Source organism: Novosphingobium sp. ERN07 (assembly GCF_012641335.1).
Classification (GTDB): Bacteria; Pseudomonadota; Alphaproteobacteria; order Sphingomonadales; family Sphingomonadaceae; genus Novosphingobium.
The window spans coordinates 44,628-67,220 of the sequence record NZ_JABAID010000008.1 but is presented as its reverse complement, the minus strand read 5'-3'; the positions used below and the strand labels follow the sequence as shown (position 1 = coordinate 67,220).

Here is a 22,593-nt window from a genome sequence, read left to right as displayed (position 1 = left end):
TCATGAATGATCGCTTTTGATAGAAGCGCCCAATCGGATGCGCTAATGCAACCAATTCGGTTTGCGCCTCTTCTCAGACATTCCAACTTCGAGGCAGAGCGCCCAAAAGCGGTCGATTCGTCCATGATCGTGATAATGACCGCTACGCGCCCCAACTAAGACCTTTCCTTGCGCCGATCGGCGCTCCCAAAATGCCGACATTCCTTTGCTGATCAGTCGCGGCGGAGATCCATCATGGTTTGCGTGCTGGTCCCCACGCTCGCTTGTCTTAAAGTAGCGCGATGCTGGATCTCGGCCCCCATCACGATCATTGGCAGCTCCTCACGCCCCAGAACCTGGCGGCGCGACGGCTGTGGGGCTGGGGCTACTCGATCCAGAAGCAGGTGAGCGCCGGAGAGCCGCGACCGCGGGAAACCGGCAAGCTGTTGATCGCTTCGGACTTCGGCGGCGAGCATTCCGGTTCCAGCCACCTCGTCTATTGCTATCTCGTGATCCGGGGCGGGTTCGCCGGCTGGTCCGAGGCAATACGGGCCGCGCGCGCCAAATTCCTGCACGATGGCCGGACAATGTCCTACAAGAAGCTCGGCGACCCGTTGCGTCAGCAGGCTTTGGTATCCTTCCTGACCGCCGCCGCCAACCTTGACGGCCACCTGGTGGCGGTCGCGGTAGACAAGAAGAAGAAATGGCTTTCTACGGCGCCAGACGTGGCCGATAAGTTTCGTCACTCGCTCGGCTTGACGGCCAACTGGAATCCGCGCGCCTTCGAATCCATGGTTCGCAAAGTTCATCTGGCCGGCATCCTGATCTCGCTTTGGGCGCGTCCTTATACCAATGTCACCTGGATCACCGACGAGGATGCGTTCGTAGCCAACGAGGTCCGACATGACGACGCCTTGGTAGCCGCGGCGCGTTTTTCGTCGTTCTATTCGCCGTTTCCGATGGGTGTCTATCGATTGAATACGACCGGCCAAGACACGGCGTCCCGGGATTATGAGGATCTGTGCGCTATCCCCGATCTTGCCGCCGGCATGCTCTCGGAAATCTCAACCAAGTTGAGCAAGGTGACGGTTTGGGAGGATCGAATGCGGCGCGTGCTCGACGGCGTCCTGCCCACCAAGACCGAGATCATCGCCGACTGGTTCTGGGACGTAAATATGCCGCTCCGAAAGTCGCTGATATCGATCGATGTCGAGGGTGAGCGTTATGGGGTCCGCAAGATCTGGATGTCCGATGCTCCGGTAGACCCCGCCACCGGCTACGGGTCTACCAGCCGAGACGGCTGAACATCGAGCGCTCGCGTGGGAGGATCAGACGATCGCCCCAGGCGATGGTGCGTGCGCGCGGCTTGTCGGCGCCGTCCTCGCCGCGGATAACAATCTCGCCCTCATCGCGCAGAAAGACAAGCTGACGGCTGAGGATCTCGGAGGTGACCGGCGTGTCGTTGCAATTCTCGGTGAATAGAGCCTCGACGCCGAGCCCGCTGCCGAGGCGGTTCGCTTCGTGGATCATTCTGGGGAGCTGCTCCAGGACCGCGCGTTCGGATCTTTTCATGGCATCGTCATCGAACATGAAGGTCAACAGGCCTTGGCGCAGGTCGCAGGACGGATCGAAGCCAAGCGCGTGGAAGCCGGCGCCGCCATGATGCTGGAACCGATTGTTGAGCCGCCAGTGTAGCTTGCCCATCTCGTCCCGCGCTTGGCGGTGGTTGGACAGATGTAGCAGCCAGTAGGCGCGATGCGCCTCCACCGAATGGATGAAAAAGGGGGTGTAGAAGCGCGAGCCGGTGCGGGCCTGGACATGGCGGTAAAGCCCATTCTGGATCAGATAGCGCCAGCCGTCGCCGGTCCTAAGTTCGGTCAGCGCGCGCACATCCTCGCGCTCGAGCTCGATATTGAGCAATGCCTTCGTGTCGGTGGTCTTGAGCGAGAGAAAGTCGATCAGCGCGTCGACCGCGAAGGTGAGCAGGATTTCGGGATTTTTCAGCGTGGCGAGGATGGAGCGGATCGTCGCCAGTCTCACGTCGCTCCAACCATATTGGTCGAGGAAGAAGAGCGACCGGTGGGCGGATCCCTTCTTCTTGATATGATCGAGGATGTTCGGGCAGGCCTCCTCAAATGGCGCGCATTGCACGAAGATGTCGCGCCCGATCCGCTCGCCATAGCCGCGCTTCACGAGCTGGTCGCGCAGGAAAGCGACATGCTGCGCGTTCTCATCGATGAAGAAGAAATCGGCCCGTACCGCGAAGCCCTTCGTGCGCGCCGCGTTAAGCGCGGCGTCTGCCTGCTCGACCGCGCCGAGCAGTCTGAGCGGCGAGCCACAAACCTCGTCACGCCCCTGCAGATAGAGACCGCCGCCACAAAAGCCGTCAACGATGGTGAGATTGAGCATTGTCTGACTGGGTGTGCGGGTCAGCCGCTCGATATAGATCCCGACATATTGTTCGAAGATGTCGTGCTTGGCGACGCTATGCGCGCCGAGAATGGGCGGCGGCTCGCCGATCTTCCATTCATAATGCCTAGCCACCCCGCTTGGTCTCCCCAGTGCGCCGGCCGATCCGCTCACCCATCGTCAGGATATAGTCTGCGCCTTCCAAGCCTTTCTTGTTTGGGCCCGCCCAAATGAGATAGTATAGAGGTGCGCCGCGCGTGTTTCGGATGAGCCGGGGTGTCGAAACATGGCCAAAAGCAGCCCGCAATTTGGACCGATACAGCGCCAATAAACGCTCCGAATAGTCGGCCCGTTTTTCGATGCTACTTCCGCCGAACAGGCCGCCGCCGTGTTCATAGACAGCGTCGAACCATGTGTGGTCGCCGAAATAGGCATCGAGCGCGTTGGCCCAAGCCTCCGGCACGTCGCCCGAATTGGGTAGCATCCGCTGGATCGCCATGCTCAGGGCGAAATTGACGACCACCTCGAACAGGCCGGTCTCCGCCAGTTTCTGGACGCTCGCCCAATCGAGATTGGCGCCGAACGGATCGAGAAAGGCGACGCCGCGATGGGTCTTGCGCGATATGGGCTGGTTGGTGACCCAGTGGACCCCTTCGGCAGCCGTCGCCTTGAGCACGTTGATCGTGCGCTGGTCGCCATATTCGGCCTTCAGCGCTTGCAGTTCGGCCACCCGGTCCGGATCGGAATCGACCAGGATGTAGCGATCGAAAGGATAAGTGACGCCAAGTGCGACCCGGGGCGAGCCGTCGATCAGCTCGCGCGCCTCGGTGTCAATTGGCGGAGCGTCGCTGAACAGTTCCGCGCCAGTCGATGGCGGCCGATCGCCAGTGCGCAGCACCGCGCGGCCTCCGCCCGCATAAGCGTCGAGATAAAGCGTCCGCCAAGGTTGGTTCTTCAGGACCTTGGTGTAGAAATCGAGATAGCGGGCGAGCGCGTCAAGCTTTTCGCGCGCCCATGGCCCGACTTCGGGAAGATCGGTGGTCAGCCGCTGGCTGCCTGAAGAGTCGGAAACTCGCTCCATTGCCGGCCGTCCAATTCCCTGCCGCCCGATTTGGGTCGGGTGCCGCCCCATTGCTTGAAGAAAAACGCCACGCCCTGCGCGATACATTGGTCGCGCACTTCGCGCACCCAGTCGAGATGCACTGGTCTCGCCCCGGGTCCTGATTCACCCCCGACAATAACCCAGTCAATCCCCTGCAGATTCACTGGGCCGATCGCCCCGATCAATGGCTCGATCGAGAGGAAGCGTATGCCCGCCGGGGTGGCGCGAAGTTGTTCGATGCGACCTTTGGCCTGGGCATCCTCGACGGAGACGCCGCACCAGATGTGCGCTGGCGGTTCATCGTCCTGATAGCGGCGGCGCAAATAATCGCGCATCAGCGAGCTGCGCTTGCTGAGCACCTGGAAGACGTGCCAATCCGCCTCCTCCATCGTGGCAAAGACTTGGTCGATGAAGGCGTCCGGAACGTTCTTGTGGAACAGGTCGCTCATCGAATTAACGAAGATCATTCGCGGCCTTCGCCAGCGCAAGGGCTGGTGCAGCCGCTCCGGCCGCAGCGTCAGATCGAAGCCGTTCGAGAAAGGATGCCCCGCGACGCCGCGGAATCGCTCAGCAAAGCGCTCGGCGTAGCAATTGTCGCAACCGCGCGATATCTTAGTGCAGCCCGTAACCGGGTTCCACGTCGCGTCGGTCCACTCGATTGCACTGCCATCAGCCATCAATCACTCGCTCATTGGAACGAACGGTGAATCGCACATACGGCAACCCAGTGCAACGAAAGTTGCTTGGAGGGACGTAAGCGCGAGAAACGGGGCCGGAAGAGCATCTGACTAGGCTCGGGTTAGCTCTATTTTTTGTCTAGGCGTCGGTAGTAAATTCGTTGACCGGCATTGGCGGGATCGATCTGCCGGAAATTTTCTGCATATTGATCGATATCCTGCAACACCCCCAACAGCATATGTGCGGTGAAGGGTTGGCCGACCGAGGTCTCGTAGTGTGCGATGCAATTGGCGATGATTGACGTAGCGTGGGTTTGCTTGACCGCTGTCTTCTGCGCGGCGTTCAGGACACACTCGCCTGCCTTCTCGTAAAGGTCGACCGCCCGCGTGATGGCGTCGAAGTAAGTGGAAAGGGTGCGATTGTCGGGCCGCGTCGCATAGTCCGGCGGTACTGGGATCTGCAGCCGCGCGATGATGTAGCCGAGCTTATATTCGAGATACTGGCGGACGAGCGGCCCGGCGAGGTCGACACTGCCCTGGTTGAGCAGCGCGGTGGCACGCTGCCTCAGTCGGTCGGCGCCTTGGGTACTGCTCTGCACGGCACCCGTTGGTGGCATGCCCTGGAGCTTCTGGTGGTGCCAATCCTTGGTGTTGCCGAGCCGATCAAAGAACTTCTCCAGCGCGCTGTCGTGGCTTAGCAGGATAAACTGGACGCCGTCGGGATTCGCGCCGTAGCGAAGCTCCTTTACCAGCACTTCCATCAGATTGAATTGGTGACCGCCATCGAAGCTTGACGTGATGTCGTCGAGCACCATGAAGCGTGGAGAGCGGGTATGCTTAACCGCCGCCGACAGGAAGATGGAGGCGGCAACAGCATTCCGATAGCTTTCCGACAGCACCGCGCGTGCGTTCACATTCTCTTCGCCATGGAAGTTCGACAGGGTAAGATCGATATTCTCGCTCTTCGCGGCGCGGGCGAGATGCGGCTTCAAATCCGGCGCACCGCGCATGATAAGCGGGAACAGTCCCTTGTAGGCCGTCTCGATCTCCTTGAGTCGCTCGGTCGACAGCTTGGTCTCCGCGCCAGCAAAGATTTTGTCGGCCTTGCCGATGAACGTCAGCCAGCGATCGATTTTTGCCATGGAGGTTTCGGCCGAAGTGAGCTTCGAAGTGGCGCTATCGAAGGCAGCAAACTCGTCGCGAAATTTCTTGGCGTTCTCGATCGCGCGCGCCGCCGCCGCGATCGATGGGGGCAGACTATTCTCCAACTCGAGGATTTCGCTCTCGAGAGCCGTGACCTTTTCGTCGCAGGCCTTGGTCAACGTCTCGAGTCCGGCCTTGACTTGCCTGATCTCCGCAGTCTTGACCGAACCCGCCTTCGCCGCCTTGAGCAGCCCGGCCGCAATATGCTCCTCGGCCGGCACCCCGAGCGCGGCCGCGCTCTCAAGCTTGCTCAGCAGTGCGACGGCCGGACAGTCCACACACAGTTTGGCGAGTTCGGCATCCAGCTCCTTAACGGCGTCATAGGCAGCGATCTTTTCGTCGAGCCGCACTTTCAGGGGCAGCTCCTGCGGCAGATCGCAGATCGGGCAGCTGTCGTCAGCGGGCCATGCCGGCGTTCCGATCACCGTGGCGGCGCTCTTGAGCAGCGAGAGCAATTCGGCATGGCCGACCTTCGTGAGCGCTTCGTCACGCTCCTTGGCGATCGCCTCGAGTGCATCGAGCTGGCCGACATGCTCTTCAGAGAAGGTCAGTGCGCGCACTACTTCCCGGTCCTGCTGCAGCTTCTGCAACTTGAGCCGGTTCGCGCTGTCGGAGCCTTCTTCTAAGGCGGCGACTGCCGCCTTGTGGTCAAAATCCTTGACCGTCTTACCGGCCATGACCGCTCCCAGCGCGCCAATGTCGGTCAGCACCTTGGTGACAGTGCTCTCCAGCATGGGGCGATCGTCAATCTGGTCGAGGGTCTGCCCAGTCAGGTCAGTGTAGGCTTCGATAGTCTTGCGCTTCGTCTCCGCGACACTTGCCTTGTGCGCAGCGATGTTCGCGCTAAGCACCTTGATCCCAAGGTCGTTGCGCAGCGTGGCGGTGTTGTTCGCGCCCTCGATCGCCTGGCGGAGGTTCGAATATTGGCTGAGGCCGATAAGGGCCGAGAAGGAACGGCCGCGCAGTAGCGCGGTGTTGTCGATGAAGCCGGCGAACGTCTTGTAATCGACGAGTACGAAATCCTCGCGGAGCGCATTGAGGACCTCTTCCGGCGTTGCGTGGCCGGACGGCGAGGTGACGACACGGTTTCCATTGGCATCGCGTACGACACGGATGGTCACATCTGCGCTACCGTTGTCGGGTGAGAGCTTGAGATCGATCGTCGCCGTTTTGGCAGGATGGAAGTGGTTGATGATGTAGCTGTCGCCTTGCTCGGCTCCCTGCAAGGCGGCAAGGCGAGGTATTTCCCCGTGGATGGCGAACTGGAGCGCCTCGAAGATCGAAGTCTTCCCCACGCCGTTGTTTGCGTAGATCGAGTTCACGCACTCCGGCTTGAACGAAAGGGTTAGCGGATCGCCGTTATTGTTGATGCCGCGAAAACCTTCGATCGCAATTTGTGTAAGGAAGTAACGATTCATTGCACCTGCTCTGCCGTGGGCAGGGCGTCGAGTGCCGCGTTCACCTGCGCGTTAAATCGGGATCGCGCGTCACGGTCTGCACCGTGGGTGATCAAAATATCGATATTGTCGAAGAGAATCTTGGCGCATTCGGCATCAAGCTCCTCGCAAGCCGTCTTAAAGGTGGCGAGATTTTCATCGAAGGATTTTTGAGCGTCGAACACGAATGCCCCCTAAGTCATAGGAGCAATGTTTAGCGCTTCTCGCTGGCCCCGGAAATCCTAAACTAAGAGCCTGTGTGATCCGCATAAATGAACATCTTGAAATAGCTCCGCGGCAAATTTCTTAATTTGGGTCATAGGTCCCGGCCGGGTAAACCTCAGTTGCCTGCAATCATCCAGGCCTGAGCGCTCGTTCTCGACGAAAGCCATCATTCCACTAGCAAGCAACGAGTGGCGGCTCCGTCCCGGTTACAGCTAAACCTAAAGGTGTTCACAATCCTCGTCAGGCTCTTCCCGAAAACGCGCCCCTAATGACCTTCCCACCGTCACGGATGGTATCAAGGTAATCGCTCCACCATTGCGCCATGCGGACGCGCTCATCCCAGTGTTTGCCGCGGTGATAAACGCCGCGAACAGCATTGCTGTCCCCGTGGGCCAAACCGCGTTCGATCGCGTCCGGATTCCAGAGGCCGCTTTCATTCAGCATGGTGGAAGCCGTAGCCCGAAGACCATGGGCGGTGACTTCGTCCTTCGTGAAGCCCATCCGTCGGAAAGCAGCATTCAAGGTGTTTTCGCTCATCGGGCGGACGGAGGCGCGGGCTGACGGAAACACGTACCCTTCAGTGCCGACCATCTCGGCAAGTTCTTTGAGATACCCGACCACCTGTTTGGACAACGGCACGGCATGAGGGCGGCGCGCCTTCATCTTTCCCTCTGGGATGCGCCAGACGCCTTCTTCAAGGTCGATCTCCTTCCAATCGGCATGGCGCAGCTCGCCGGGGCGTACAAAGACATGGGGTGCGATGAGCAGGGCGTACCGGGTGATGAAGTTGCCAGTGTAATCCTGGATTGCGCGCAGCAGTCCACCGAGATCCTTCGGCTCAAGGATCGCTGCATAGTGCTTTGCCTTGGGCGTTATCAGCGCCCCGCGAAGCATGCTCGTTGGGTCGCCTTTGCACCGCGTCGTGGCAACCCCATAGCGGAACACGCGGCTCGCAAAGGACCGGGTCTTTTTGGCGGTCTCGTGCTTCCCCTTCGCCTCGAGGCGCTTGAGGGGAGCCAGCACTTCGAACGGCTCAATCTCGTCGATCGGACGGCTGCCTATGGCGGCCGTCAGTTGGTCGAGGAAGAAGTTGGCCTTAATGATGGTCGCATCCGCGCGACCGTTCTGCACCATCATCTCATCGATGTACTCGCGTGCCACCGCCTCGAATGTCTGGGCGGAAAGGAATTCCGAACGGATCTTCTGCTTGCGCTTCTCCATCGCCGGGTCACCGCCCGCCGCGACTTTGACCCGCGCCTCATAGGCTGCTTGGCGTGCGTCCTTGATATTGATTTCGGGATAGGAGCCGATCGAGAGCTTCTTTTCAACGGTGCCGATTCGATAGCGGAATCGCCAAAGTTTTCCGCCCGATGGGGACACCTCGATGTACAATCCACGGTCGTCGGCGACCTTGTACGGTTTGTCCTTTGGCTTGAGTGCGCGAAGCCGGGTTTCGGTCAGAGGCATGGGCGGGCCTTTTCCCAATGTGGTTTTCGCAAAGGCCCGTAAAAGGCCCGCAAAAATGTGCGGAACCCCCGAGAAAAGGCGGGACGATCCGGCACGATCCAAGGGCCAATTCCCTTGGATTTCTGAGGGTTTAATACACTTGCTGGGTTCTTCTGAGAAGAACAAATGGTGCCCAGAAGAGGACTCGAACCTCCACGCCCTTGCGAGCGCCAGCACCTGAAGCTGGTGCGTCTACCAATTCCGCCATCTGGGCACGGTAGCGAGGGGCAAATCACCGTCTCGCCGGGTAGGAGGGCGCCACTAGGCCACGCGCGGCGGGGTGTCAACGGGGCAAATCGGCTCTTTGCAAACTCTTTTTGCCCTGCGCCCGCATCAGGGGTGTTTCGGCATTGAAAGCGCAGGCCCGGCTGTGCCAAAGGCGGCTTATTGGCAGCCCGCTTCTTGCGGGTGCGACAGGCAGGAATTTGCATATGGCAATCGGCGGAGCAGGCGGCAGGGTGCGCGATCTGGATGGAATGCTGGTGGCGCTGGTCGGCGGCAGCGGGTTCTTCGGCAAGCATCTGGCGCAGGAACTGCTGGCGCGCGGTGCACGGGTGCGGGTGTGCAGCCGCCATCCTGAGCGTGCTTTTCGGCTCAAGCCGCTGGGCGGGCTGGGACAGACGCAGTTCGTGGCAGTAGATGTGACAAAGCCGCAGACCGTGGTGAAAGCCCTGACCGGCGTGGACGCGGTGGTGAACCTTGTCGGAGCGTTTGCGGGCGATCTTGATTCGTTGCAGGGCAAGGGCGTGGCCCGCGTGGCCGAAGCGGCAAAGGCTGTGGGCGCGCAAGCGCTTGTTCACGTCTCGGCGCTGGGGGCCGATGCGGCCTCCGAGGTGGCATATGCGCGGACCAAGGCCGAGGGTGAGGTGGCAGTGCTGGCCGCGTTCCCATCTGCAACGGTGGTGCGGCCTTCGATCCTGTTTGGCGAGGATGACAACTTCCTCAACATGTTCGGCGGGCTGGTGAGCAAGCTGCCGGTGCTGCCGGTGTTCGGACCCGATGCAAAGCTGCAGCCGGTGTTCGTAGACGATGCGGCCGAGGCGGTGGCCAATGTGCTGGCTGACGCACAAGCGCATGGCGGCAAGACGTATGAGTTGGCGGGACCGGAAGTGGTGACGATGGGCGACCTCAACCGCCGCATCGCCAAGGCCGCAGGCCGATCGCCGGTGCTGGTCGAACTGCCGGATGCCGTTTCAGGCGCGTTCGCCGCACTCACCGGATGGTTGCCCGGCGCGCCGATGAGCACCGATCAGTGGAAGCTTCTGAAAGCGGGCAACGTGGCGAGCGGCGTTCTGCCGGGTATCGATTCGCTGGGGGTACGCCCGCGTCCGCTGGGCCTGTTCCTTGACCGGTGGATGACGCGCTATCGCAAGTTCGGGCGGTTCGGCGTGAAAGCAAAGTCGGCCTGAACCTGAACAGGTTTACACAGTTTACACAGTTCAGAAGAAAAACGGCGGGAGGGTTCTTCCGCCGTTTTTTGCGCGTGCGGGAGGCATCCTTAGACAGGCTCAGGATGGGCGGAATTGTAGCGCAGGGCAGGGTGGCGTGGGTGCTGGGCATGGTATGAGGCTATGCCGAGGGAAGGCTTGTAGGACAGCGGTTTTTGGCGCTGCCACCAACCCGTGGCGGTTAGAACATGCCCTCCCCCAGCCCCTCCCGCAGGCGGGAGGGGCGATGAGAGACGCCTCTGCTCCGCCGGGCGGCATTTATGTCAGGCGTTCACGTCGGCGTAGTGGGCGGGGGGCTGGATCACGTCCATGCGTTCGGCCAGCAGGGGGCGGAAGCTGGGGCGGCTTTTGAAGACGGAATACCAGCTACGTGCCTGTTCGTGCCCCGACCAATCGATCCCGCCGAGGTAGTCCGCGACCGAGATCTGTGCGGCTGCAGCAAGGTCAGCAAGGCTCATGGTGGAGCCTGCCAGCCACGGGCGGTTATCGATCAGGTAGTCGATGTAATAGAGGTGCTCGTCCGCCAGCCGCATCGCTTCGCGCAGGCGCTTGCTGTCGGGGGGGCTGCGATAGATGAGGCGCTTTTTCATGCGCTCTTCCAGCAAGGGATATGTGACGTCGGCATAGAAGTTTTCGTCAAACAGCGCGACGAGGCGGCGGATTTCGGCGCGGTTGGGCGCTGTGCCGTTGATCATCGGCGTCTTGTCGACGGTTTCTTCGAAATATTCGCAGATCGCCCGGCTGTCTGCCAGAATGGTGCCGCGCTCGGTATTGTGGATCGCGGGCGTGCGATAAGCGGGGCTGAGCCGCCCAAACTCCTCGCGCCGCTCCCACGGATTTTCGCGCACGAGATCGTAGGCCACGCCCTTTTCGCTGAGCAGAAGCCGCACTTTGCGGCTGAAGGGACACAGGGGGAATTGATAGAGTTGCCACATGCGGCGAGCATTGCGCGGGCAGAGGCGGGCGGTCAAGGACAGGAGGACGATGCTTTTCAGATGTTACCTTTGATGGACAGCTGGAAGATCGGGCCGATCAGGCGATCGCGCGTTTCTATGAACTGGATTGGCGCGTTGGGGCGAGGGCCATCGAATACCTGACGATCCCAGCGCTGGCGACCGTTGAGGAGGTTGTTGGCGCTGGCGCGCACGGTCAGGCCCATCACGTCCTTGTGCTCCACGAAAAGCCCCGCAAAGACCGGGCCTTCGTAATCGCGGCCCAGTTCGAAGCGGCGGTGGTAAAGCGACTGGCGGTTGTATTCGTACCAGGCACCAGCGGCCCAATCGGTGCCCTGAAAGTCTTGGCGGAAGTTAATTTCGAAATAGCGTTCGGTGACGAAGCCATAGGGAATGCGCCGCGCCGGATCGAATGGGTCTTTCAGGCTGGTGAAGGTGAGTTCGATATTGAGGTCGAGCCGCGCGCCCTTCCACCCCAGCGGGTCGAACTGCACGGTGGTGTTGCTGACGATCTGACGTTCTTTGGCACTATCAACATTGCCGATAGATTCGCCGTTCGTGCCAATCGGCACGACGGTCACGTAATCTTGCACGTTGCGCCCGACGAGGCGCAGCTTGGTGGAACCGAGTGCGCCGAAGGTGCGGTTGAGTTCGAGTTCGGCGGACCAGTCCTGTTGAGGCACGAGATCGGCATTGCCGCTGTTGGCATTGCCATCGTCGAGGAAGCGGCGGGCGAGAAAGTCGTAAAACGAAAGCTGACCGACCGAGCGCTTCAGCTTGAACGAAACATCGAGCCGCTTGCCTGCCTTCCATCCCAAGGAGAGCGAACCTTTCGGGCGGAAGAACGCGCGGCTGAGATTGTTCTGCGTGCCGGTGGCACCTGTCTGACGCAGAGTTGAGCGTTCGGCACCGGCAATCAGTTGGAGGGTAAGATCTTTGGACAGCGGCCGACTGAACGAAAGGCTAGCATCGTAGCGATCCTCTTTCACCCCTCCAGTGCCTTCGGGAAATGGAAGGTCCACGAACTGCCCGTTGCTGTCGAGCGTGGCGATCATGGCGATATTGCGCAGGGAATTGAATGCGCCTTCGCCGGCAATCTGCCAGTCGCCACCCAGCATTTTCCATGAATATTCAGCGCGGGCGATGCGTTCTGTGCTGTCGCCGGTCTGGGCGTAGCGATCACCAATAGCGGGCGATCCGTCGGCAAATGTGGTGATGACGGACTGGCTGTAGGGTTCGTACTCCTGCCGATTGAGGCCGATAAGCTTCAACCTTCCCGGTCCGACGGCAAATTCGAAGTCTCCGCCGATTTCCCAGTTCCGCGCTGATGAACGGTCGTCCAGATCGCGCACCAGCACACTGCCGTCTGCATTGGTCCGAACCGAATGTTCGGTGAATCCGCGCGGAATGCGTTCGAATGAGCCGTTGATATTGGCGACCGACGAGCCGGGACCATCGATAGTGAAGCGGCCTGCCAGTTTCGGTTCATCGCGGTTGGCCTTGATCACATCTTTGCGCGTTTGGGTTACGGCTCCGGTGCGATCTGTGATCACGGTCGGTCCACCGGCCGCGCCACGATTGGCATTGTTCGTTAGGCTGATGGTATATTCTACCGGGCCAGTGCGTCCCGTAACGGAAATTTCGCCATTGGTAAGGCGTGGATCGGCATAGTGGGCGCGAACTTCAGGACTCCAGCGGAACTGGCCCGAAAAGCTGCTGCTGCGCGCCACGACATTGGCGACTTGCCCCGTCAGGCCGGGAATATCGAGCTTTGCGCCATCAACCAGTTCGATGCGCTCGACCGTTGAGGCGGGTATGCGCGAAAGCTGAGTGAAAATGTCGTCCGACTTTGATGAAAGGCGCTGGGAATTGACCAGCACGTTTCCGCTGGCCTGTCCCAATCCACGTGCTTCTTCACCTTCGCGAATGGTGAAGCCGGGAACCTGACGAAGCATGTCGAGCGCGTTGCGCGGGGCGAAGCGTTCGAAATCGGCGGGAGTAAATATGGTGCGGTTGCCGGTTGGCTGTGCCACCGGCGGGGTGGTCTCGGAGGCAGGTTCGTCGGCGGCGTTTGCCGATGGACTGAAAACCGCCAGCATGGCTGTACCAGACAGCAAGGTGAATTGTTTCGTTGGAAACCGCATTCCCCGCCGATGGCGAACATGTGCGGTCAATGCGTGTTGTGGTCGATCAACGGCATTCCGTGGCCGACCAAGGTCATGCGCTCACCCAGACAACCGCATCCTGTCTCGTAGCACATCAATCGCTATACGCTCGACTTCATCGGCAGGGCTGTCGGCCACCACCAGTCTGCCCAAGGACCGCTGCTTTTGCGCGATCAGGTCTATCGCCTGAAGTTTGTCCATGTGCCGCATGGCGATATCCATATCCATGCACAGCGCTGCACCGAGGGCTTCGACTTCTTCGGCCAGTTCTTCGAGCACGACGGCGATCTGGCGATGGGTGGCCTGTTTGTGGGTATGTGATGCCATCGGGTGACCTTTCGGGTGCGGATCAGGCTGCTTCGGGCAGGGCTGCGCCGTCTGTCAGGCTGGCGAGGTTGAGCACCATCACCATGCGGTCTTCGATGGCGGCGAGACCTTCGAGGAAGGGGACCACGGTATCGCCGGCGGAGGTTGGTGGCGGGGGTTGCAGCGCCTCGCTTTCCAGCGTGACGATATCGCTGACTGAATCGACGATCCAGCCGGAGATCTGCGCGCCTTGCTGAGTCACGATGATGGCGTGGCGCGGGGTCGCTTCGGTGGCCCGCCAGCCAAGTCGGGCGGCGAGATCGACCACCGGCAGCACAGTGCCGCGCAAGTTGACGACGCCTGCAACATAGGACGGCACGCGCGGCAGGCGAGTGGTGGGCGACCACGCGCGGATTTCGCGGATGGCCATGATGTCGAGGCCGAAGACCTGGCCTTCGACTTCGAAGGTGATCAGTTCGCGCAGCATGGGGTGTGCTCCTCTCGTTGGTCTTAGTGGGCGACGCGGCGAACCGCAGCGACGAGTTTTTCGGGGTCGAACGGCTTGACGATCCAACCGGTGGCGCCGGCGGCGCGGGCGCGGGCTTTCTTTTCGTCCGAACTTTCGGTGGTCAGCACGAGGATCGGGCGGTCACGGTGGCGGCTGCCTTCGCGCAGACGTTCGATCAGGCCAAAGCCATCGAGGCGCGGCATGTTGATATCGGTGATGACGACATCGACCTCGTTCATGGCCAGCCAATCGAGCGCGGCCATGCCATCTTCGGCCTGCGACACATCGAAGCCGTGGCCCGACAGGGCGTGGTTGAGTAGCGCCCGCATGGAGGGGCTGTCGTCTACGGTAAGGATCCGGGTGGTGTTGCTCATGGGAGGACTCGCTTTTTCCGTTCAGAACAGTTCGACATCGCCGGTGGACACAGCCGGGCGCGGGGTAGGTTGGACAGGGGGCGCGAACCGGTCTTCCACCGTGCGGAGGCGGACCTGGCCCGATGCCGGGCGGAAATCGACGCGGCGGGCATTGGTGCCGCCCAGATCCTCGCGCATCAGGGCTATCCCTTCGCGGCGGAGGAATTCGCGCGCGAATTCGGCATTCATCGTGCCGATGCGCATCATGTTGCGGTTGACGTTGGCTCCGCCATAGAGGTGGGCCTTGAGGTTGCTCTTGCGCGCGCCTTTGGCGAGCATCTGGTTGACCAGAAGCTCCATCAGATAGACGCCGTAATGTTCGTCCACCTGTGTACCTGGAAGATTGGCGGGCGGTTCGGACAGCAGGAAGTGGTTCATGCCGCCGACCTTGGTTTGCGGATCGAACAGGCAGGTTGCCACGCACGATCCAAGCACGGTTGAATATTCGATCGACGGGCTGGCGCTGGCGAGGGCCTGCCCTTGCATCACGGTGACCCGTTCGAGCGGCGGTGCGCCGGGGATGGGTTGTTCGAAACTCATGTCAGGCTGCCTTGCTGAACGCGTGGCGTGCGATGGCGCCGAGCGGGGCTACGATGCGGGCTGCGCCAAGGTTGATGGCGGCGCGCGGCATTCCGAAGACGGTGCAGGTCGCCTCGTCCTGCGCGATGGTACGAGCGCCCGCTTGGGCCATTGCCAGCAGGCCTTGCGCGCCATCAGCGCCCATGCCGGTGAGCAGAATGCCCACGGCGCGCGGGCCGACGATCTCGGCAACCGACTGGAACAGCACATCGACGCTGGGCTGATGGCCGGAAACCAGAGGGCCTGCGCGCAACTTGCAGTGGAACGTGCTGCTGCCGCCGATCGAAAGGTGCCGGTCGTCGCCGGGGGCGAGATAGACGTGACCGTCTTTCAGCGGCATGTCAGGTTCGGCCAGCACGATCTTGGGCGGGCAGGCCTGATCGAGCGTGCGGGCAACGGCAGGCGCAAAGCGTGCGTTGATGTGCTGGACGATCAGCGTGGGTGGGCAGTCCGCCGGGAAGCCCGACAGCACAGTCTGCAGCGCTTCGACCCCGCCGGTCGACGATCCGATAGCGATCAGCGCGGGGCGATCAGCCAAGGTGCCGCGCACTTCCTGCGCCACGCGGGTGATCGTTGCGGGTGGGGCCACGGGAGCACGGCGCGGGGCGAACTGCACCTTTGCGGCTTCGCGGATCATCGCGGCAAGCTTGCCCGCATCGTCAAGCCCGGTGCCGCCGCCCGATTTGGCGTAGCAATCGACCGCGCCAAGGGCGAGCGCGCGAGCGCTCATCTCGTTGCCCTGTTGCGTTGATCCGGAGACGATGATCACCGGGGTGGGGCGCAGTTCCATGATCTTGGCGAGGAAATCCAACCCGTTCATGCCGGGCATCTCGATATCGAGCGTGACGACATCGGGGTCCAGTTCGCGGATCACCTGCCGGCCTTCGGCGGCGTTGGCAGCGGCCGCGACGACCTCGATGTCCGGCTCCTTGCCGAGCCGGTTCATCAGGATTGCGCGCATGGTGGGCGAATCTTCAACAATGACGACGCGAATGGTCATGCGGCCCTCTTGCGATAGATGGTGGGGCCTTGGGTCGTCAGCAGATCGAGCGCCGGGCCGGTAACGCGTTCGGAATGGCCGATATAGAGCCACCCGCCGGGTGCGAGTTTTTCCGCAAAGCGATGCACAAGTCGTTCCTTGGTAGGATTATCGAAATAGATCATAACGTTGCGGCAAAAGATCGTGTCGAACTGTCCCTGCATCGGCCACTCGCCTTGCAGGTTGAGCGCGCGGAAGCGGGCGAGTTGCTGCACTTCGGGGGCTATCGTACTGTCTTCTCCGTGGCTGCGCGTCCAGACGCGGCGCAAGGCTTCTGGCACGGCTTTCAGGTCTTCGGTGCGATAAGTGCCGCTGCGCGCCTTGGCGATGGCATGCGTGGCAATGTCGCTGGCAAGCAGGCGCAGATCGCGTCGGGCGATGGCGCTGCCTTCGGACTGGTCGGCGCCGAGAAAGGTCATCAGCAAGGACCATGTTTCCTCGCCGCTGGAACAGCCTGCCGACCAAAGGCGTATCTTGCCGCCGCTGGTCAGCCGCTGGACGTAGCCGGGGCGCACTTCCTGCGCGAAATGTTCGAAGTGGTGGGATTCACGGTAGAAGAACGTGTGGTTCGTGGTCAGCGCGCAGATCGCCTTCTGACGTTCTGCAGCATCTTCGCGAATGCGGATGACATAGGCACCGAAGGTCGCGCAGTTCGAATCGCGCACAAGCGGGGCAAGGCGCGAATAGACCAGCATGGCCTTGCCCGTGGGCAGGACGATGCCGGCTTCCTTGTACGTGATCTCCGAGATCGCGCGGAAGTCTGCTTCGTCGTACACGCCGGGGCTGACGCCGGGCATCGACGCATCGAGGGCATCCATCAGGCTCATGCGGCTTCAGCCAGCGAAGCGGTGGTGCTCGATGATGCGAGCGAACGCGAAACCAGGCTGTCGACATCGACGATAAGCGCCACGCGGCCATCGCCAAGGATGGTCGCTCCGGCCACACCTTCGACCGAGCGGTAGTGGGTATCAAGGCTCTTGATCACGACCTGGCGCTGGTCGCAGATCGCATCGACCATCAGCGCGGCGCGGCCTGCGCCTTCGGTTTCGACCACGATCAGCACGCCATCGCGCGGGTCGGTTGCTGCACCGGCTGCACCGACCGACTGGCTGAGCGGGATCACCGGAATGAACCGCCCGCGCACGTTGATCATGCAGCGATTGGCGCCAAGGCCCTGCACTTCGTTGGGTTCCGGGCGCAGGCTTTCCACTACGTTGGCCAGCGGCACGACCAGCGTTTCATCACCCACGTTGACGACCATGCCATCGGAAATGGCCAGCGTCAGCGGCAGGGTAAGCGTGAAAGTGGTGCCTTTGCCGGGTTCGGAATCGATGGTGATGCGGCCACCCAAATCCTTCACGTTCTGGCGCACCACGTCCATGCCCACGCCGCGGCCCGAAATATTCGAAACCTGCTGGGCGGTAGAGAAGCCGGGGGCGAAGATCAGCAGGTCGATCTCTTCCTTGCTCATCACCGTTTCTGGCGAGACGAGTCCCTTTTCGACGGCCTTGGCAAATACGCGCTCGCGGTCGATGCCCTTACCGTCGTCACCAATGCGGATGAGGATGCGGCCAGACCGGTGCTCAGCCGAAAGCGTCAGCGTGCCCTCAGCCGGTTTGCCAGCGGCGATGCGTTCATCGGCCTGTTCGATACCGTGGTCCACCGCGTTGCGGATCAGGTGCGTAAGCGGTTCGCCCAGACGCTCGATCACCGTCTTGTCAAGTTCGGTGGTCTCGCCCGATACTTCAAGCTTCACGTGTTTGCCCGTGGTAGAGGCCAGCTCGCGCAGGATGCGCGGCACGCGGCTGAAGACCGAACCAATCGGTTGCGCGCGGATCGCCATCGCGGATTCCTGAATGTCGCGGGTCAGACCCTCGATCATCGCCATTTCCTCGGCCACGGCGAGGCCTTGGCCTGCAAGACGCTGCGCCATCATGGCCTGCGCGATCACGAGTTCGCCCACAGCGTCGATCAATTTGTCGAGCTTGCCCAGTTCGATACGTATCGATTGGCCTGGCGCCGGCGGTGCCGGTGGAGCCGAACCATTGGCCGCCATGCGCGCCTGTGCGCTTTCCGTTTCGACGGGCGCGGAAGTGGCGGGAGTGGCCTGCACCAGTGCCGCTGCATTGGCCTCAACGGGCGCCGCAACAGCAGCGGCGACGACAGACGGCGCGGGCTGAGCCGGTTCGGGGTGACGCACCGGCGGCATTTCCGCCGCTTCGCCAAATGCCAGCGAACAATCATCGCCCACGAAATCGAAGATATCGCGGACGGAATCTTCGGTCACGCTGGCAGGGAAGCTGAACGCCCAGCCAAGATAGCCGGTGCCGACATCGAAGGAATCGAGCGGCGGGATCGAAGATATGTCGCAAACCGCGCAAGTGCCGCCAAGATCGCCCATCTCGCGCAGCATCAGCAGCGGTTCGCTGCCGTTGCGCATGGCGGCGGCATGGGGGCGAACGCGCACTTCCCAGCGCTTTTCTGGTGCAGCGCCCGCGGCATCATTATCAGATGGCGCAATCTCGCCGGAGATATCGTCAAGCAAGGCGTCTAGGTCGAAATCAAAGTCGAAATCGTCGCCCGCGCTTTCGGCTTTCGGGGCCGCAACCGGTTCTGGTTCGGCCACAGGCGCTGGGGCTGGCGCGACTGCTGCGGGGGCGGGCGCGGAACCTACATTCGCTGCCATCGCTGCGGTCAGCTCTGCCTGCAAGGCGCTGTCTTCGGGCGGTTCACCGCCGTTGCGCGCTGCGGTTACATGGTCGCTCAACGTATCGAGCGCACCCAGCATGAGGTCGATCAAGGGTTCGGTTATCGCCACTGTGCCATCACGGACATCCGACAGCAGCGTTTCGAAAGTATGCGTAAAGCCCTGAAGCGGAATATAGCCGAAAGCTCCGGCGCCGCCCTTGATCGAGTGGACCGCGCGGAACACCGCGTTGACGGTATCGCCGTCCTGTGTGCCATCGCGACAGGCGGCAAGGCCCTGTTCGGCGGCTTCGAGCGATTCTTCGCATTCAGCGAAGAATATCGCCTGGATTTCTTCGGCGTTCATGCGTGGCTCCCGGAAAACAGTTCGTCGGCAAGGCCGGTAAGCTGGGCAACGTCGCGCAGCGCCTGCGATGCTTCTATGACCGCGCCATCGCCGGTCTGGCGGGCGCTGATGAGCAACTGGAGCATTGCCTGCCCGATGTGCTGGCATTCGCGCCCATCGATCATCAGGGGGCCGGAGCCCAGAGCCGCCACCATTTCGGGCAGCAGGGCTTCGGCGGCGGCGCGATCGCAGCGCGCGGGCAGGGTGATCGATGGCATGACCGACGACATGGAGATGCTCTTCCTCCGGTTCGACTTGACCGATCCGACGAGAATCGGACGCGGTGAACAGGGTCATGGGAATAGAGGTGCGAGGGCAAAGGCCGCCTTTCGGCCCCCTTAGGTTGAGATACGTAAGGGGCCGCACAGGAAATCGTCGGCTCTGCGCGCGTAAGGAATAGGGACGGCTTTATCTCGCCCGATCAAGAGGTTCCTTGAAATGCACGATGCTCGCGTACTTGTAGTCGATGATTCCGCCGCCATGCGGGCGCTTTTTGCCGACATCCTCGACCAGGCAAAGAACGTGACGGTTGTGGGTGCGGCATCCAGCGCCAGCGACGCACGCGAGCAGATTAAGGAATTGCGTCCCAATGTTGTCACGCTCGACGTGGAAATGCCGGGCATGAGCGGGATCGAGTTTCTGGAAGAGATCATGGGATCGAACCCCATGCCCGTGGTCATGTTGTCCAGCCTTACGCAGGCGGGCACGGAAACCTCGCTGAAAGCGTATGAACTGGGCGCAGTGGAATGCTTTCCCAAACCGCTGAAAGCCACGCCGGAACAGTTTGCCAAAACGGTGGGCCAGCTCGGCAAGATCGTGCTTGCCGCTGCCAACAGCAACGTCAAGGATCGGCGCGCCCCGCGTGACACCACCAAGGTTGCCAAAGCGACCGAAACGAACTTCGAATGGAACGGCCATATCCTCGCGCTCACCGCCTCTATGGGCGGGATTGATGCCCTGACGCAGATATTGAGCGATTTTCCTGAAAAGTGTCCGCCCACGGTCATCACGCTCAATGCCGAACCCGCTGTGGTCGAAACCTTTATCAAACGCATGGACGCTGAACTGAAATGTTCGGTGAAAGCTGCCAAGGATGCCACGCCGCTTGTCGCGGGCACCATTCACATTGCTTATGATCCTGACCTTCATGCCGTGATCGAGCCCGGCAGTCCGGCCAAGTTGCGCCTGATTGATCGCGATCCGGTGGATGGCGTACGCCCGGCGGCCAACCTCCTGTTCGGATCGATTGCGCGCGGTTCCATCCCTGCGGCCGGTGCCGTACTTACGGGCATGGGCAAGGATGGGGCCAAGGGCCTGCGCCTGATGCGCGATGCCGGGTGCAAAACCTTCGTTCAGGATCGCAAGACGGCGATGGTTGCTGAAGCGCCCAGCGCCGCGATGGATATGGAAGCGGCCGATCAGGAACTGGGTCTGGACGATCTTGGCGGGGCGCTGATCGCCTGCTGCCACATGGGCTGAGGTATTCTTTTCCCAAGCTTCCCGCACGTTCATTGTCCCCTGTCGTGCGGGCGGACCGAAGCCCGGAGCCACATGCCGGCTCCGGGCTTTTTCGTTATGTATCAATTTCTACGAAACCGGCCGTCGTAAACGCACTCCCGCCCCGCCCTTGAGGTAGGGGAGCGGGATTATTCGCAGCGGGGAGGGTTTCCACACCTGCCGTCGTCGCGCTCTAGCCCGTCACCACCGTTACGGGTGGATGCTCACGCAGCAATGCTGCGCAGCATCGCCTCGCGGATTTCGGTGAAATCCTGCCGGATGACTTTGAGCTTTCCGGCGTCGAAGCGGGTCACGCAATCGAGAATGGCATTGCGCGCCGACTGGTAGAGCTGCACCAGCGCGGCCGCTGTCGGGTTTGCCATATCGACGCCCATCTGCAGGACGGTGAGCGCGGAAACGGCGCGCGTAAGCGCCGCGCTCTTGGCCGAATTGTCGCTGCGTTCCTGCGCATGCAGTGCGCGGCCGATCGATCCGATGACCTGTTCGAGGCACAGGTCGACCAATTGGCGTGAATCCGCTCCGCGTACCCGCGCATCGAAATCGACGCGGCGATAGGCTTCCGATGGATCGTTGCGATGGTGCAGCATCAGTTGTTACTCGAATTCCAGGCGTCGATCTGCGCCTGAAGGAAGGAGAGGGTGGATTGCGATCCGCTTACGCGGGTATCCATCGCGGCAAAGCGGCTGACCAGTTGCTGGCGGAGCGTTTCCTGCTTTTCTGCAAGCGTTGCGGACCGCTCGGAAAGCGTCTGCTGCAGCGCGGTGTTGCGCGTGATCGAACTGCCCAGCGAAATGCCCGTGGTGGACGAGGCATTGCGGGCGATCTTGTCGATGGCGGCATAGACGCCATAGATCCCGGTCGTCCACATCGCGCCCGCTTCCTGCGGGAAATCGTCCAGGGTTTGCGAAAGGCGGTCGGTGTCGAGCGCGAATGTGCCGTCGCGCTGCGTTTTCAGGCCGAGATCGGAGAGCCGCGACGGGGTGCCGTCCGCAGCATTCAGCATGATCTTCTGCCCCGCAAGCGTGGTCAACGCGGTGCGCAGAGCACGCGCGCCGGGATCGTTGTTCAGCTCGCCCGAATCCTTGGCCATTGCGGTGTTCAACTGCCCGACGACCTCGTTCAGCGCTTCCACCAGATCGCTCATCGCGGTGCTGATGCCGCTGGACGGATCGCTGAACGTGATCGTGGCGGGATTGCCGACGTTGGTGGCTGTCAATTTCAGGTTGAGACCGGGGACCACATCCTTGACCGTGTTGCTTGTGGCGGAATAGGCAACGCCATCAAGGCTATAGGCGGCGTCGGTGGCCGTGGCTTTCAACTGCGTGGTATTGGCGGCAGGCGTCCATGCCAGGTCGGCCAGAGCCTCGCCGCCCACATCGGGCGTTGTTTCGATGATGAAGCCCTTGTTCGCCCCTTCCTTGCCCTTGAGCACGAGTTGCGCGCCACTGCTGCCATTGGCAACATAGGCGGTGACGCCCGCGCCCGAAGCGTTGATCGCCGTAGCGACATCGGCCAGCGTTGCGCCGCTGGCGATGGTGATATCCACTGCATCCTGCGCAGCATCGGCGGTGAACGTGCTGCCGGATACCGTGCCAAAGCGCAAAGTCATCGTGCCTGAACCGACGGTCGCCGTGGACGAGGCATAGGCCGGCATGACCAGCTTTTGTGCATTGGCAAGGCTGGTCACTTCAAGGCTGTAGCTGCCCGATCCAGTCAACGTCCCTTTGCTCACGGTCGCCACGCTGCTGTTGGTGATCGAAGGCGTTACCGCCAGATCGCCGGTGCGGATCAGCGTGCCGATAGAGGACGACAGCGTGCTCATCAGCGATTTGAGGTTCGAAGCGCTGGATATCTGCAGCGCCAGTTTATCGGTCTTCGCCGTAATCTGATCGATGCGCGTGGCGAACTGCGCGGCGGAAAGCTGTTCGGCCAGTTGTGCGGTGTTGATGCCGCTGCCTGCCCCCAGCGCCGAGATGATCTGCGCTGTTGCCGATGACGATGCGGTCGACGAAGTGGACGAGGTTGTAGCCATAGTC

21 protein-coding genes and 1 tRNA gene are annotated in these 22,593 nt (G+C 61.5%); 3 read left to right on the top strand and 19 right to left on the bottom strand.

What is annotated here, in order from left to right:
* Window positions 1–281: 281 nt before the first annotated feature.
* Window positions 282–1,283, top strand: coding sequence for a hypothetical protein (locus HGI47_RS12460; protein ID WP_168853102.1), 1,002 nt, complete (start codon window positions 282–284; stop codon window positions 1,281–1,283).
* Here the strand turns inward: HGI47_RS12460 and HGI47_RS12455 are convergent.
* The 7 genes from HGI47_RS12455 to HGI47_RS12425 all read right to left on the bottom strand — a co-directional run bounded on the left by HGI47_RS12455 (window position 1,264) and on the right by HGI47_RS12425 (window position 8,751).
* Window positions 1,264–2,523, bottom strand: coding sequence for a three-Cys-motif partner protein TcmP (locus HGI47_RS12455; RefSeq protein WP_168853101.1), 1,260 nt, complete (start codon window positions 2,521–2,523; stop codon window positions 1,264–1,266). The two genes, HGI47_RS12460 and HGI47_RS12455, sit on opposite strands and share 20 nt — an antisense overlap.
* Window positions 2,516–3,469, bottom strand: a complete 954-nt coding sequence (gene tcmP / locus HGI47_RS12450; RefSeq protein ID WP_168853100.1) for a three-Cys-motif partner protein TcmP — start codon at window positions 3,467–3,469, stop codon at window positions 2,516–2,518. Before tcmP ends, HGI47_RS12455 begins: the two co-directional genes overlap by 8 nt.
* Window positions 3,430–4,167 carry a DUF5131 family protein gene (locus HGI47_RS12445; protein WP_168853099.1) on the bottom strand — a complete coding sequence of 246 codons (738 nt, stop codon included), beginning with the start codon at window positions 4,165–4,167 and terminating at the stop codon, window positions 3,430–3,432. Before HGI47_RS12445 ends, tcmP begins: the two co-directional genes overlap by 40 nt.
* Before the next feature lie 128 nt (window positions 4,168–4,295).
* Window positions 4,296–6,788, bottom strand: a complete 2,493-nt coding sequence (locus HGI47_RS12440; protein ID WP_168853098.1) for an AAA family ATPase — start codon at window positions 6,786–6,788, stop codon at window positions 4,296–4,298.
* The gene (locus HGI47_RS12435) at window positions 6,785–6,991 is read right to left on the bottom strand and encodes a hypothetical protein (protein WP_168853097.1); all 207 of its coding nucleotides are present in this window, start codon (window positions 6,989–6,991) and stop codon (window positions 6,785–6,787) included. The genes HGI47_RS12440 and HGI47_RS12435 overlap by 4 nt, the downstream gene beginning before the upstream one ends.
* A 280-nt stretch (window positions 6,992–7,271) precedes the next feature.
* Window positions 7,272–8,498: an integrase arm-type DNA-binding domain-containing protein gene (locus HGI47_RS12430; RefSeq protein ID WP_168853096.1), complete on the bottom strand. Its 1,227-nt coding sequence runs from the start codon at window positions 8,496–8,498 to the stop codon at window positions 7,272–7,274.
* A gap of 166 nt (window positions 8,499–8,664) precedes the next feature.
* Window positions 8,665–8,751: transfer RNA gene (locus tag HGI47_RS12425), tRNA-Leu, on the bottom strand.
* A gap of 217 nt (window positions 8,752–8,968) precedes the next feature.
* Here HGI47_RS12425 and HGI47_RS12420 point away from each other — a divergent pair.
* Window positions 8,969–9,946 carry a complex I NDUFA9 subunit family protein gene (locus HGI47_RS12420; protein WP_168853095.1) on the top strand — a complete coding sequence of 326 codons (978 nt, stop codon included), beginning with the start codon at window positions 8,969–8,971 and terminating at the stop codon, window positions 9,944–9,946.
* 302 nt (window positions 9,947–10,248) lie between these two features.
* Here HGI47_RS12420 and HGI47_RS12415 read toward each other — a convergent pair whose 3' ends face one another.
* The 10 genes from HGI47_RS12415 to HGI47_RS12370 form a co-directional block, all read right to left on the bottom strand.
* Window positions 10,249–10,920 (bottom strand): glutathione S-transferase family protein, encoded by a 672-nt coding sequence (locus HGI47_RS12415; protein WP_168853094.1) that lies wholly within the window; start codon window positions 10,918–10,920, stop codon window positions 10,249–10,251.
* Window positions 10,921–10,976: 56 nt separating this feature from the next.
* Window positions 10,977–13,037, bottom strand: coding sequence for a TonB-dependent receptor (locus HGI47_RS12410; protein WP_240950163.1), 2,061 nt, complete (start codon window positions 13,035–13,037; stop codon window positions 10,977–10,979).
* Window positions 13,038–13,163: 126 nt separating this feature from the next.
* The gene (locus HGI47_RS12405; RefSeq protein WP_168853092.1) at window positions 13,164–13,430 is read right to left on the bottom strand and encodes a hypothetical protein; all 267 of its coding nucleotides are present in this window, start codon (window positions 13,428–13,430) and stop codon (window positions 13,164–13,166) included.
* A 22-nt stretch (window positions 13,431–13,452) separates the two neighbouring features.
* Window positions 13,453–13,896, bottom strand: coding sequence for a chemotaxis protein CheW (locus HGI47_RS12400; RefSeq protein ID WP_168853091.1), 444 nt, complete (start codon window positions 13,894–13,896; stop codon window positions 13,453–13,455).
* Between the two features lie 23 nt (window positions 13,897–13,919).
* Window positions 13,920–14,291 carry a response regulator gene (locus HGI47_RS12395; RefSeq protein ID WP_084278551.1) on the bottom strand — a complete coding sequence of 124 codons (372 nt, stop codon included), beginning with the start codon at window positions 14,289–14,291 and terminating at the stop codon, window positions 13,920–13,922.
* Window positions 14,292–14,312: 21 nt separating this feature from the next.
* A complete protein-coding gene (locus tag HGI47_RS12390) occupies window positions 14,313–14,870 on the bottom strand; it encodes a chemotaxis protein CheD (RefSeq protein ID WP_168853090.1) in 558 nt (185 codons plus the stop codon).
* Between the two features lies 1 nt (window position 14,871).
* Window positions 14,872–15,909, bottom strand: a complete 1,038-nt coding sequence (locus tag HGI47_RS12385; protein ID WP_168853089.1) for a chemotaxis response regulator protein-glutamate methylesterase — start codon at window positions 15,907–15,909, stop codon at window positions 14,872–14,874.
* A complete protein-coding gene (locus HGI47_RS12380; protein ID WP_168853088.1) occupies window positions 15,906–16,775 on the bottom strand; it encodes a protein-glutamate O-methyltransferase CheR in 870 nt (289 codons plus the stop codon). Before HGI47_RS12380 ends, HGI47_RS12385 begins: the two co-directional genes overlap by 4 nt.
* Window positions 16,772–19,000, bottom strand: coding sequence for a chemotaxis protein CheA (locus HGI47_RS12375; RefSeq protein WP_168853087.1), 2,229 nt, complete (start codon window positions 18,998–19,000; stop codon window positions 16,772–16,774). Before HGI47_RS12375 ends, HGI47_RS12380 begins: the two co-directional genes overlap by 4 nt.
* The gene (locus HGI47_RS12370; RefSeq protein ID WP_240950162.1) at window positions 18,997–19,269 is read right to left on the bottom strand and encodes an STAS domain-containing protein; all 273 of its coding nucleotides are present in this window, start codon (window positions 19,267–19,269) and stop codon (window positions 18,997–18,999) included. The genes HGI47_RS12375 and HGI47_RS12370 overlap by 4 nt, the downstream gene beginning before the upstream one ends.
* Before the next feature lie 208 nt (window positions 19,270–19,477).
* Between HGI47_RS12370 and HGI47_RS12365 the strand changes: the two genes are divergently transcribed.
* Window positions 19,478–20,518: a chemotaxis protein CheB gene (locus HGI47_RS12365; RefSeq protein ID WP_168853086.1), complete on the top strand. Its 1,041-nt coding sequence runs from the start codon at window positions 19,478–19,480 to the stop codon at window positions 20,516–20,518.
* 242 nt (window positions 20,519–20,760) lie between these two features.
* Here HGI47_RS12365 and fliS read toward each other — a convergent pair whose 3' ends face one another.
* Window positions 20,761–21,144 (bottom strand): flagellar export chaperone FliS, encoded by a 384-nt coding sequence (gene fliS / locus HGI47_RS12360; RefSeq protein ID WP_168853085.1) that lies wholly within the window; start codon window positions 21,142–21,144, stop codon window positions 20,761–20,763.
* Window positions 21,144–22,589: a flagellar filament capping protein FliD gene (fliD, locus tag HGI47_RS12355; protein WP_168853084.1), complete on the bottom strand. Its 1,446-nt coding sequence runs from the start codon at window positions 22,587–22,589 to the stop codon at window positions 21,144–21,146. The genes fliS and fliD overlap by 1 nt, the downstream gene beginning before the upstream one ends.
* Between the last annotated feature and the right edge of the window lie 4 nt (window positions 22,590–22,593).